This window comes from Bacillus sp. 2205SS5-2, from assembly GCF_037024155.1.
Classification (GTDB): Bacteria; Bacillota; Bacilli; order Bacillales; family Bacillaceae_K; genus Bacillus_CI.
In genome coordinates this window covers 18,811-31,888 of sequence record NZ_JAYKTS010000013.1, presented here as the reverse complement: position 1 = coordinate 31,888, position 13,078 = coordinate 18,811, and the positions used below count along the sequence as shown (strand labels likewise).

Sequence of the window (13,078 nt, the reverse complement as noted above, 5' to 3'; positions counted from 1 at the left end):
TAGGTACCTTGGTTCCTTAGCAAGTTTAAATTCAAATAGGGGTACAGATCACTGTCCCCCTACGTTATTTGATAAATAATCGCTTCTCTCAAATACAAAAAACAATAACTTAATAGCATCAGAAACAATCCACAATCAGAACTTTTATCTCAAAATCATACCGGAGGAACCGTGCCCCTGGCCACCTGGCCAAAATTTCACTTCCAATACTCATTCAGTTCGATAATAGTTTCGATTGGTAATGCTTTTTCTCCACCTAACGCGATAAATATTTTGATTTCGTCCTTATGGTCACTAATAATATCCGTTGTTTCTTTTGCTGGTGTAGTGCTAGTTAAGATAAGAGGATTATTATATTGAACCGCCAAAGCAGAGCCCGCTAATGCGTCAGGGAAATTCTGTCCTGTCGTGATAAATAGGTCTTCCATATTGATATCAGATTGAAAATATTTGATGATTTGTTTATTTGTATCATAGCGATTAATACCACTAATTCGTACATTTCCAGTAAAGGTATTTTTAACCGTCTCCCCAATAACAGCCTTTCCACCAATCACATACGTCTTCTGTACAGGAGATTTTTTCAAATAATCTGATACAACAGCAGGGGTTTTTTCCTTATCTGTTAATAGAATCGGCATTCCTTTCGAGGCAGCAATCGGGGCTATCGACAAGGCATCAGCAAAGCCTTTACCTGTTGCTACAACCACTTCACCATCGTGACCAACTTCCTCAGCAATTTTTACTGCCGTTTCATAACGATCTTGTCCAGAAATACGCTTGACATTTATCCCTAACTTCTCCAAATCATTTTCCACAGCTTCTGTAATCACACTTTTTCCACCAACAATAATGATATCTTTTACACCTAGTCGATCCAACTCACCCTTTACAGAGGAAGGAAGCGAATTTTTATTCGTTAACAATAAAGGTGCATCATGCTTTTGGGCAAGTGGCGTAGCGCTTAAGGCATCTGGGAAATTCTCACCTGTAGCTAAAATTGCATGCGTGGATGATTCCCAACCCAGCTCAGAAATATTGACTGCCGTTTCGTAACGATCCATACCACTTAAACGTAAATATGGGACAGATAAACTGATTGTAAATACATACTCATCATACATTTCATCTCCCTTCCCAACAGAAATATAATACTTGCCAGGTTCAAGGTACTCTTCAAAATAGCTCAAGTAATTGCCTTCATCATCTTGATAAAACTCAGCTTCTAGCAAGAAGGAGCCTTCTTCTTGTTCACTGTCATCATGCAAACTGAATTTAACAGTATCTCCCAGTCCAACTGAAGGATTTACAGACATTCCTTGTAATGAAACATACCCTTCTTTTTCAACAGTAAAAGAATATACATCCTGGTCATCTAATGTTTTTTCACCGTTAACAAAATCTCCTAATTGAATTTGATTTGCCGATGCTCTAGTATCATTTTTTTCCTCTTCCAAAAACAAAGGCCCTGAAAATGGATTATTCTTCGTTGTATACCCTTGTAAACCTACACTTTCCTCTCCATTTGCTACCCCTGGTAAAAAGGATAAGGCTAAAACCGTACTTAATGCAAAACCTGTCAATTTCTTCATTTTCTAGTCCCCTATTCACTTAAAATGTCATTCTATGTCTATTATACTTCAACCTTACAAAAAAATGGGTTTGTTTTTGCTTCTTCGCTATTTAGTATTTAGTTCATGAGCCAAGGGGACAGTCCCTCTGGCTCCTTTTCATAATGGGGAGACAGAGGGACAGGTAGCTTGTCCCTGCCAATTCATTTTAAAAGCAACCACTCAAACTTAACGAGTGGTGGTTCTATTGTATTTAGCACCTATATATTTCATAGATCAGTGAAAACAAACTCGATTTGAACGTCTGAATCTTTGTTCGCAGGGACGCCCAGAATGAGTTGTTAAGGTGATCGGGAAGTGGATACACAGTCTATAGATGGTAAAGTGTGAATTGTATACATGATAGGGGACGGACGAAGGAACCCTGCGGAAGGTTCTTACAGGGGCCAATCGGAAGTTGTGACTTTGTTTATTTTTCGGAGATTCTCTCAAATGCACTAGTGTTGCATAAATAATTAAAGAAAATTCAATCTATTCATTCTTTAAGATTTGAGCCAAAAAAGGAAACACTCCAATAAAGGTGGTTCCATCCACTTGGATTTTATTTACAATTAGACTTTAGTGACAACGACAGTTCTTTTGTTAGGGTACAGCTTTTCCTTCTATTTTTCGAATCCAGATGCGTGCTGGCTTTCAAATTGCGCAAGCACATGCAAAAAATACACAATTAGTGCGGTGAATACTTGATTATGAATCGCCCATTCACTTTGACCGTAGAATTTTTTGATGTTCAAATGTGGTTTGATCCACTTTAGTAAGGTCACAGTGACGCCCCGAATTATTCCTACTTCTAGATGTATTTGTTGTAAAATGGACCACTTGTATTTTAAACTCCAATAGACATTGTTGGTGGGTTCTTATTCAAAAGATGGATACTTTACTTGGGGATAAGGTAGAGAGGGAACGGAAGAGAGTTTGTTGAATTGAAAGAATGAAGTATGTCTCAAAGAATTCAATCAAACGTTTGCATACCGGAGGAACCGTCCCCTTGGTCTTCCCTTGGTCTTCGGTTGAATAGTTACTTTATGTTAGGAACAGAGGGGACTGTCCCTCTGTTCCTTTCACAAAAAGAGGCCAGTTGACCCGGCCTCTTTTTGCTTACTTCAATTTAATTTGGACTGACTTGCTTTCTTGGGTAGGGATGGTTTTTGGTTTACTTTTTTGTAATGCAGTCCTCTTTACTGAACTTGTAACATTGTGTATCATATCCCCCACATCATGTGCAGACTCGATTAAAGGGTCAACAGCCTCCATTTTCTCTTTTACATCAACAGAAATTTGGTTGGCTGTATGAATCAGTCCTTCTGCTTCATCTGTAATACCGTTCACGGCTGTCCGGGCGTCAGACAACGTCTTTTTCGTTTCAGCAAGTGTTGTCATTACTTGTCTTAAGGTCAAAATCAAAAAGATGATTAGAATGGTGAACGCACCGGCTGCAATAGCAGCACTCCACTCAATCATTAAGATCAGCTCCCTTCGTTTAATCTAAGTCTATGAAAATGGAGGCTCAGACATTCCTTTTTCAGGGGAATTAAGGGGACGGGTTCGGCTGCTTCATTGGTTTTGAGATTTTGAAGATCTTGGATTTAGTGAATAAGGGACAGTATATTCGCGAGATTACACCCAGGTTAAATTGTATTAAGCGATACGTCTAGATTATTCATGATTTTTAAAAAAACTATCTCAACAAAATCTAATCAAACGTTTGATTAGCTACTTGGGCTATGAGAAATAATCTGTGAAAAAGCGAGTTGTATCAAGGGTATAGGAGAAGGTAGTCTGTCTCAAAAGGGAATTAATCAAACGTTTGATTAGTTGACTTGTAGATCTGAGACGGGTGTGCGATGGAGCAGTGAATTGTAGAAAATCGAAGGGGAAGAGGTGTGTCTCAATAGAATTCAATCAAACGTTTGATTAGCTACTTGGGTTATGAGATGGAATTTGTGGAAAAGCGAGTTGTATCAAGGGTATAGGAGAAGGTAGTCTGTCTCAAAAGGGAATTAATCAAACGTTTGATTAGTTGACTTGTAGATCTGAGACGGGTGTGCGATGGAGCAGTGAATTGTAGAAAATCGAAGGGGAAGAGGTGTGTCTCAATAGAATTCAATCAAACGTTTGATTAGCTACTTTGGCTATGAGATGGAAACTGTGGAAAAGTGAGTTGTATCAAGGGTATAGGAGAAGGTGGTCTGTCTCAAAAGGGAATTAATCAAACGTTTGATTAGTTGACTTGTAGATCTGAGACGGGTGTGCGATGGAGCAGTGAATTGTAGAAAATCGAAGGGGAAGAGGTGTGTCTCAATAGAATTCAATCAAACGTTTGATTAGCTACTTGGGCTACGAGATAGAATCTGTGAAAAAGCGAGTTGTATCAAGGGTATAGGGGGAGGAAGTCTGTCTCAAAAGGGAATTAATCAAATGTTTGATTAGTCTACTTGTAGATCTGAGATGGGTGTGCGATGGAGCAGTGAATTGTAGAAAATCGAAGGGGAAGAGGTGTGTCTCAATAGAATTCAATCAAACGTTTGATTAGCTACTTGGGCTATGAGATGGAAACTGTGGAAAAGTGAGTTGTATCAAGGGTATAGGAGAAGGTGGTCTGTCTCAAAAGGGAATTAATCAAACGTTTGATTAGTTGACTTGTAGATCTGAGACGGGTGTGCGATGGATCAGTGAATTGTAGATAATCGAGAGAGTATGGGGACAGGTACCTCTTCGCATATTTCAAAAAAGGTTCAAAATCGAAACTGATGAAATTTGAGTATCTCATTTGTTTGTTCATCGCTGATCTATCTGAATCTATTAAACCAATGCTTTATGTGGATGGTTGCTTGGAAGGGAAATCTGCCTCCTGTGCCATAACTGGGATGAGAATATATCATGAAACCTAGAATGTATAAGGTTTTCCTGAAAAAGAAAAATAGTAAGGAATTTATAGTTGAAAGAGTGAGTCACTACAAACACTAGTGACTCACTCTTTTTATATGGCTGTTTTTGCAAAGATTGTTGCTTTTTGAACCAGTCTACAAAGGTTAATATAGCTTTGTTTCGGTGCATCTTTTCGCCTGTTTTTGATGGAAATCAACAGTGAAATGGAGGATTTGATCTAAAATTAGATGAAATAGCAACAATGTATACGAATGCGACGAGGTACATGTCCCCTAACCCCTGCCTTTTCTCTGTATTATCCAGAAGAAGCTTCCTTTGGTCTTTTGTTCTTCGGCTAAGTCTGTGTCTTACCCTGTTTTTCAGGTTGAAAACGAAGAGGGATCCTACCACTTTGAAAATATAATTGACAGAATTAATTTTTTATATTAAACTCCGTGTAACCGGTTACATATGTTTTGCTAGACGTTTTTATAACCGGTTACATTAAAGGTTACTTGAGAAAAGATGGGAGAGACCTCCAAGATGGTCACAATTAAAGATGTAGCAAAAGAAGCTCAGGTCTCGGTAGCAACTGTTTCGAGAGTGCTGAATAATCAAGGGTATGTTCATGAAGATACAAAGCTTAAGGTTGAAAATGTGATTCAGCGTTTAAAGTACCGACCAAATAATGTGGCGAGAAGCTTATTTAAAAAAAAATCCAAAATGATTGGATTTATTGTTCCTGATATTATGAATCCATATTTTCCCCAATTAGTACGAGCGGTAGAAGATGTGACAAATAAAGCAGAATACACAACATTTCTCTGCAATAGTGATGAAGATTTAAAAAAAGAACTGATGTATTTAGAAAAAATGCAGGAAAATTACATTGATGGTGTCATCATTGTGTCGAATACGTTGGAGCTCAAGCATATTGAAGGATTGCAAATGCCAATGGTTGCACTTGATCGCTTTTTCCATCAAAGCATTCCTTCTGTTACGATTGATAATTACCATGAGGCTCGGAAGGCTGTTCGCTATTTGTTAGAAAATGGCTGTAAACGAGTTGCTCATATACAAGGCCCGGAGGATATTGAAAACTCTATTCTTAGAAAAAAAGCATATGAAGATGAAATGAACGAACAAAAGCTTCCTATTATCATATGCAACGGAGATTATGATTTAAAAGGTTCGGAGAAGGCTCTTCTAGAGTTGCTTAAGTCCTATCCCACCATTGATGGCGTTTTCGCAGGAAATGATGTGATGGCAGTAGGTGCTTTGAAAGCCGCGAGTAGGTTAAAATTACACGTTCCTGAGGATTTATCGATTGTTGGTTTTGATGGAATTGAATTGACTGAAACCGTGTCCCCAGAGATTACAACGATGGCACAGCCAATTTATGAAATGGGCAAAAAGGCAGCGACCATGCTTCTAGAATTGATTGATGGAAAGAAATTAGAAGATGTCCATATGGTTTTCAATACAGAACTTATGAAACGTGAAACAACCGAATAGGAGGGGAGTTAGAACATGATTACCGTTTTAGGCAGTATTAATATGGACCTAGTGACCGTGACCAGCAGAGATCCTAATCTTGGAGAAACTATTATGGGTGACCGTTTCTCCACGATTCCCGGAGGAAAGGGAGCCAACCAAGCAGTAGCGGCCGCAAAATTGGGTTCTCATGTGCAAATGATTGGTCGAGTAGGATCAGATCTTTTTGGAGAAGAGTATATGGAGCATTTTAAGAAGCAAGGGATATCGACGGAATATGTGGAACCGGTTACAGGTGGAACAACAGGTATAGCTTCCATTACGGTTTACGAAGGTGATAATAAAATTATTGTCGTACCAGGGGCAAACAAGTACCTTACTCCAGAAGTGGTAGCTGAACATGAAGAGGTCATTCTTAATAGTGATTGGCTCCTTCTTCAACTAGAAATTCCGCCAGAAAGTGTTGAAATGGCGTTGGAGATTGCATATAAAGGAGGAGTGAAGGTGATTTTAAATCCTGCCCCGTTTGCTTCGCTACCTAAAAAATGGATTAAGCTGGCAACCTACTTAACACCAAATGAATATGAAGCAGCCCAGCTCTTCAACCTTTATGAACATGATGCAGAATGTTTTGCTCTATTAAAAGAAAAGATTGTAATCACAAAAGGATCTCAAGGTGTCATGATTTATGAAGGAGATCAAGAGGTGCTCATTCCAACCTTAAAGGTAGAGGCGGTTGATTCAACAGGAGCAGGTGATACCTTTAACGGGGCACTAGCTGTCGGACTTTCGGAAGGTATGACGCTAAAAGAAGCTTGTTATTTTGCTGCAAGAGCTGCAGCCCTTTCCGTTACGAAATTTGGAGCTCAATCAGGAATGCCTAATCGAGCGGACCTAGAGACAAATTAAAGAAACATTCGAATCCGAGGTGAGAAAAAATGAAAAAGAACGGTATATTAAATAGCGAGATTTCTAAGGTGCTTAGTGATATGGGACATACTGACTTTATAGTTATTGCTGATTGTGGATTACCAATTCCTGATGGAGTCAAGAAGGTGGATTTGGCTATCAAACTAGGAAATCCTTCTTTTTTAGATGTATTATCTGAAATTGAGCTAGATATGGAAATTGAATCGGTTACTTTGGCTTCAGAAATCATTGAATATAATGGAGCGTTAGAAAAGGAATTACAGAGCAAGTTCTCTTCTATTAAGTTTGTTTCTCATGATGAGTTTAAGACTGAGACACAAAAAGCAAAAGCGATTATTCGTACTGGAGAGGCAACTCCGTATGCGAATATCATTCTGCATTCGGGAGTGATTTTCTAATGACTAGGGCTCCAATAGTAGAGATGGAAAACATTCATAAATCTTTTTTCCATGTAGAAGTACTAAAAGGGGTAAACTTTGAATTATTTTCCGGTGAAATACACGCCTTGATGGGGGAAAATGGAGCAGGGAAATCGACTATGGTGAAGATTCTTACGGGTATACATAAGCGCAATCAAGGAGAGATTCACTATAAAGGAAAGCTAGTAGAATATCAATCTCCTAAAGAAGCAGAAAAAGAGGGAATCGCTGTTATTCATCAAGAGCTTAATATCATTCCTTATTTGACAGTAGCAGAAAATATGTTTCTTGGTAAGGAACTAAAACGAAGCCCATTTGGCATCTTAAAAACAAAGGAAATGAACGAAAAAACGAAGGAATATCTAAATCGATTAGGGATCAATATTGAACCGACAATGCTTGCGGGTAAGTTGTCGGTTGGACAGCAGCAAATGATAGAAATTGCCAGAGCCATTGCTGCTGATACGGAGGTCCTGATTATGGATGAACCAACTGCCGCCTTAACAGATAGAGAAATAGATTCACTTTTCACCGTTATTCAAGGACTTCGAAAGGAAGGAGTCGCTATTGTCTACATCTCTCATCGAATGGAGGAGATCTTCAAGATATGTGACCGAATTACCGTTCTGAGGGATGGTCAATCGATTGGAACAAGAGTGACGAATCAAACAAATTTTGAAGAAATCGTCAAAATGATGGTAGGTCGGGAGTTAGGAGAGCGGTTCCCTGAACGAAAACCTAGCATCTCAAAGGATCGATTTCAAGTAGAAAATCTAAGTCATGAACATGTATTTAATAATGTATCCTTCACTGTTAAAGAAGGGGAAATACTTGGAGTCGCGGGTTTAATGGGTGCTGGCAGGACGGAAATTATGGAGACGATTTTTGGGGTGAGAAAGAAGTCTGCTGGCCGGATTTTACTAGATGGGCATGAACTCCATATCCGCAAACCTGATCAAGCCATCTCAGCAGGAATCGGATTTATCACTGAGGATCGCAAGGATGAAGGATTGGTACTGAATCTATCGGTTCGAGAAAATCTTGCTCTCACCAATTTGAAAGCGTTATCAAAGTTTAGTGTGGTTCAAAAAAAGAAAGAAAAACAATGGACCGAAGAGATGATCCAAAAACTTCGTATAAAAACATCTGGTTCAGAACAAGAAGTGAAATCTCTTAGCGGAGGTAATCAGCAAAAGGTTGTCTTTGGGAAATGGCTTGGAAGAGAACCGAAGCTCTTAATCCTTGACGAACCTACAAGAGGAGTAGACGTGGGAGCTAAGAAAGAAATCTATTCCATCATGAATGAGCTAACGGGAAAAGGTTTTTCAATTATTATGGTTTCATCGGAATTACCGGAAATTCTCGGAATGTCAGACCGAATCATGGTCATCCACGAAGGAAAAGTAACAGCAATCATGAACAAAGCAGATGCGAATCAAGAAAAAATTATGGAAGCTGCAACAGGGGGGACGCTAGTATGAACAGAGTAACCAAAAGTTTAGGTAGTCTTCAAAAATTAGGACCCGTTTTAGGCCTCATCGTCATAACCATTATATTATCCATTATGAGTCCCAACTTCTTTACAGTAGACAATTTATTCAATGTGTTACGCCAAGTGTCAGTAAACGCCTTAATCGCATTTGGAATGACGTTCATCATTCTAACTGGTGGAATTGATTTATCCGTTGGGTCGATATTAGCACTTGCTTCAGCTACTACTGCAGGTTTACTTGCTAGTGGAATGGACCCGGTACTTGCTGTTCTAATCGGCTTACTTGCAGGAGCGGTGATGGGACTAGTAAATGGATTAATTATTACAAAGGGGAAGGTAGCGCCATTTATTGCTACTTTAGCCACTATGACTATTTTTAGAGGGTTAACACTTGTGTATACTGACGGTCGTCCAATCACAGGTTTATCTGATAGTGTTAGTTTTCAGATGTTGGGGAAAGGCTACTTTCTCGGTATTCCATTCCCGGTTGTGACTATGCTAGTTGCTTACTTTATTCTCTTCTTTATTTTAAGAAAAACAACCTTTGGCCGTGGAGTATATGCGATTGGTGGAAATGAAGAGGCATCCTTGCTATCTGGATTAAAAGCCGATCGATTGAAAATCGGTGTGTATGCGATAACCGGATTCCTATCGGCATTAGCTGGGATTATTTTAACGTCTCGTTTAAACTCTGCACAGCCTACAGCGGGTGTCAGTTATGAGTTAGATGCCATCGCAGCGGTTGTATTAGGAGGCACCAGTTTATCTGGAGGAAGAGGTTGGATTTTTGGGACCTTAATTGGTGCGCTAATCATCGGATTCTTGAATAATGGTTTGAATCTATTAAATGTATCATCCTTCTATCAGCAGGTAGTCAAAGGTGGCGTCATTCTTCTAGCAGTGTTAATAGATAGAAAGAAAGCTGCCTAACTATAAATTTAATAAAAAACAAGGGGTGTTTGATTATGAAACAGGTATGGAAATTCTTTATCGTAGCACTTGTAATGATGATTGTCAGTGGATGTTCATTAGAACAAAGTGGGGGAAGTGAGAAGTCTTCTAGTAATAGCAAAGATGGAAAGGATGAAGGTACGAAAAAAATTGGTTTATCCATCTCCACTTTAAACAATCCTTTTTTTGTAACATTACGTGATGGAGCTGAAGCAAAAGCAAAAGAGCTTGGTATAGAAATTACAACTGTAGATGCTCAAAACGATCCTTCCAAACAATTAAATGACATAGAGGATATGATTCAACAAAATGTAGATGTACTTTTAGTTAACGCAGCAGACTCAGAAGCAATTGCATCAGCTATTCAATCGGCAAATGATGCAGGTATTCCAGTGATTACTGTTGATCGTAGTGCTGCGGGGGGAGACGTAGTTTCTCATATAGCGTCTGATAATGCTGCTGGTGGAATGATGGCGGGAGAATTCATTATCGAACAACTTGGCGATTCAGGTAAAGTAGTAGAACTAGAAGGGATTCCAGGCTCTTCTGCAGCTCGCGAAAGAGGAAAAGGGTTTAACGATGCAATAGACTCAGGCGAGGGACTTGAAGTCGTTGCCAAGCAAGCAGCAAACTTCGACCGAGCGGAAGGGCTAACGGTCATGGAAAATATTATTCAAAGAAGCAATGACTTCGGAGCAGTATTCGCTCATAATGACGAAATGGCACTAGGAGCTCTTCAAGCACTAGAAGCAGCAGGCATGAACGATGTAATCGTTGTAGGTTTTGACGCAACTGAAGATGCTGTTTCCTCTGTCAAAGCAGGAATATTGGCTGCTACAGTAGCTCAAAAACCAGAGCTAATGGGCCAACAGGCAGTTGAAGCAGCTTCCAAAGTTCTAAATGGAGATGAAATAGAAAAATCTATCGCAGTGGAACTGGAATTAGTGACTGAATAATAAGGGGAAAGGTCCCTTGTCGCACGCTTTTTGCTAGATATTAATTGAGGTGCAAGTTAATCTTCATAGAGAGGTTGACTAGTATAGTAGATTAATAGGGTCTATCTGAACAGAGGCTTCTTCCGGAAAACAGAGGTTCAAAAAAATGTTTTTTAAGGCATTCAAAAATCCATATGCCTATGATTTTTGAATCGAAGAGTAAACCCACCGTTCAGTAGAAACGGTGGGTTTTTGGTTATTTATCTGGTTATCACCATGTAAATAATGAACGAAAGGGGTGCTCAATACTATAACAACTGCATCGACGTCACACACGTCCCATCTTCTTTAAACGTGGTCAATTTACTTTCCGCCACTTTTCCGTTGTGCTCAATTCGAACTTGATACTCTTTCTCTCTTGGTAGCCATAAATCAAGGAAACCATTTTTCGGAGATTTCATTGTTTCCTTTGTGACAATCTTTCCTTCACTATCAATGATGGTAACGTCAAATTCCTCATTGGCCAGTTCACCTTGGCAGCTAGTCAAGTTATGAATCGTACATGGGTGGGTGTTTTTTACATATAGTGCAATAGAGACAAAGAATTCTTCTTCTGGTAATTCATACACTTTTTCTTCGCCGTCTGTTTCTTGCACAATTAAATGCTCCGATGTGATAGAGGCGTTCTCCGCTTGGATGCTGCCTTCGCTATAACTTTGTACTAGTTCTTTTGTTGCTTTTAAATCTGTCTCAGAATTTGATTGCGTAGTATCATCCCCACAAGCTGCTAAAAGAACGGCTGCTGCGAGCGTTAGTAGTATTGTTTTTTTCATAAAGGTTTCCTCCTTATTCGCTTCTAATAGGAATTATACATTATGAGTGACCAAGGGGACAGTCCCTTTGGTCTCTTTTTGGTTCAAGAAATAGACGAAATGATGCCCTCAAATCTACCTTTTACACACTATTTATACTGCTAAGAAAAGCAAAAGTCTTTTCGGAAGGCTGTTTTCGCAAAGATTGTGGCTTTTCGAATATGAAGGAATCCCTTAACTTGTATGATTTCGTGCTCTTTTCCTAATGAAAAATTTTTCATTTCTAGATAAAAAGGAAGAAATCAATCAAAAAAACCCTACTGCCTGTTTTTTCTTTGTGTCAAGAGCAACAATGTATACGAAAAGAGCCTTTCGGAAACATCTTTATTAAGTGAAAAATGTTAATATTAGGTTAACGGATATATACCACGTATACCACACGAAATATCCACCTAAATGTTCGCCCTCTCCCCCTGCTAAACGACCCTCCAGTAAAACTCAAACCAAGGATATCTATTCAAATTGTGAATCAGTTTTTATGCCAATGAATAAAAATATGAATGCAGACGAAAGGATGATAACTTTGCCAAGGACGGCACGAAAGAAAAGCTCCACTAACACTTACCATATGATTATAAGGGGAATCAATCGACAAACGATATTTGAAGAGCAGGAAGACGCCGTTATGTTTTTACAGATTCTGAACCAGTTTAAAGAAAAAAGCGGTTATAAAATTTATGGGTATTGTCTGATGGGGAATCATATCCATATTCTGATTAAAGAAAAAGAAGATTTGGGCATTGCAATGAGGAGAATTGGTGCAAGTTTTGTCTACTGGTACAATTTAAAGTACGAGAGATGTGGGCACTTATTTCAGGGTCGATATAAAAGTAAGCCGGTTGAAGATCGGAGTTATTTACTAAATGTACTAAGGTATATACATCAAAACCCTGTCAAGGCTGGACTAGTGAGTGATATTTCAAAATATCAATGGAGCAGTTATTCTGAGTATGTGAATTTCTGCAAAGTGGTTGATAGAGATTTAATATTAGGGCTTTTTCATCAAAATCGCGAAAAAGCAATCTCGTTATTTTCAGCGTTTCATCAGAAGCAAGATGAAGGGGATTTCTTGAGTATCATTGAAAATAAAAGATTGTCGGATCAAAATGCACAAGAGATAATAAATAATGTTTGTCATGTGAAACACAGTACGGACCTTCAGAAATTAACTAATAGAGAATTGCGAGACCGATATTTGAGAGCATTGAAAAACAAAGAATTATCCGTAAGGCAACTTGCCAGGCTCACTGGAATCAGCAGAGGAGTAATCACGAAAGCATAACAATTATTGATTCTTTATTAAGTCATGTATATACTTCCAACCTCGATTCCTTCTATTATATACCCCGATAACCAATCTATATTATTTCTCTCAAATCAAAACACTGGTAACGTAGAATTAGCAGTGCCATTCCCAAAAAATTGAATTCTAATCACAAAATCATACCGGCAGAACTGTCCCCTTGGCACCTCTTGGTCATCCCTA

At 38.9% G+C, this 13,078-nt stretch carries 10 protein-coding genes and 1 pseudogene; 7 read left to right on the top strand and 4 right to left on the bottom strand.

The window, feature by feature from the left end:
- Positions 1 to 197: 197 nt before the first annotated feature.
- From U8D43_RS10465 to U8D43_RS10455, 3 genes and pseudogenes are all read right to left on the bottom strand, one after another.
- On the bottom strand, positions 198 to 1,592 hold the full coding sequence (locus tag U8D43_RS10465; protein ID WP_335871131.1) for a cell wall-binding repeat-containing protein: 1,395 nt from the start codon (positions 1,590 to 1,592) through the stop codon (positions 198 to 200).
- Positions 1,593 to 2,213: 621 nt separating this feature from the next.
- Positions 2,214 to 2,383: pseudogene (locus U8D43_RS10460) on the bottom strand (IS4 family transposase); the annotation flags it as partial.
- 346 nt (positions 2,384 to 2,729) lie between these two features.
- Positions 2,730 to 3,092 (bottom strand): DUF948 domain-containing protein, encoded by a 363-nt coding sequence (locus U8D43_RS10455; protein ID WP_335871130.1) that lies wholly within the window; start codon positions 3,090 to 3,092, stop codon positions 2,730 to 2,732.
- Positions 3,093 to 5,042: 1,950 nt separating this feature from the next.
- On the opposite strand from U8D43_RS10455, the gene U8D43_RS10450 reads away from it, so the two are divergent.
- From U8D43_RS10450 to rbsB, 6 genes are read left to right on the top strand one after another with little or no spacing between them, the layout of a single operon-like run.
- The gene (locus tag U8D43_RS10450; RefSeq protein ID WP_335871129.1) at positions 5,043 to 6,014 is read left to right on the top strand and encodes a LacI family DNA-binding transcriptional regulator; all 972 of its coding nucleotides are present in this window, start codon (positions 5,043 to 5,045) and stop codon (positions 6,012 to 6,014) included.
- A 15-nt stretch (positions 6,015 to 6,029) separates the two neighbouring features.
- Positions 6,030 to 6,902 (top strand): ribokinase, encoded by an 873-nt coding sequence (rbsK, locus tag U8D43_RS10445; RefSeq protein ID WP_335871128.1) that lies wholly within the window; start codon positions 6,030 to 6,032, stop codon positions 6,900 to 6,902.
- 29 nt (positions 6,903 to 6,931) lie between these two features.
- Positions 6,932 to 7,321 (top strand): D-ribose pyranase, encoded by a 390-nt coding sequence (gene rbsD / locus U8D43_RS10440; RefSeq protein ID WP_335871127.1) that lies wholly within the window; start codon positions 6,932 to 6,934, stop codon positions 7,319 to 7,321.
- Positions 7,321 to 8,823, top strand: a complete 1,503-nt coding sequence (locus U8D43_RS10435; protein WP_335871126.1) for a sugar ABC transporter ATP-binding protein — start codon at positions 7,321 to 7,323, stop codon at positions 8,821 to 8,823. The genes rbsD and U8D43_RS10435 overlap by 1 nt, the downstream gene beginning before the upstream one ends.
- Positions 8,820 to 9,764 carry a ribose ABC transporter permease gene (gene rbsC, locus U8D43_RS10430; protein ID WP_335871125.1) on the top strand — a complete coding sequence of 315 codons (945 nt, stop codon included), beginning with the start codon at positions 8,820 to 8,822 and terminating at the stop codon, positions 9,762 to 9,764. Before U8D43_RS10435 ends, rbsC begins: the two co-directional genes overlap by 4 nt.
- A gap of 35 nt (positions 9,765 to 9,799) precedes the next feature.
- Positions 9,800 to 10,741 (top strand): ribose ABC transporter substrate-binding protein RbsB, encoded by a 942-nt coding sequence (gene rbsB, locus U8D43_RS10425; protein ID WP_335871124.1) that lies wholly within the window; start codon positions 9,800 to 9,802, stop codon positions 10,739 to 10,741.
- 287 nt (positions 10,742 to 11,028) lie between these two features.
- On the opposite strand, the gene U8D43_RS10420 is transcribed toward rbsB, so the two are convergent.
- Entirely contained in the window at positions 11,029 to 11,553 is a 525-nt protein-coding gene (locus tag U8D43_RS10420; RefSeq protein WP_335871123.1) for a CueP family metal-binding protein, read from the bottom strand.
- A gap of 562 nt (positions 11,554 to 12,115) precedes the next feature.
- Between U8D43_RS10420 and U8D43_RS10415 the strand changes: the two genes are divergently transcribed.
- Positions 12,116 to 12,874: a transposase gene (locus U8D43_RS10415; RefSeq protein WP_335871122.1), complete on the top strand. Its 759-nt coding sequence runs from the start codon at positions 12,116 to 12,118 to the stop codon at positions 12,872 to 12,874.
- Positions 12,875 to 13,078 lie beyond the last annotated feature (204 nt).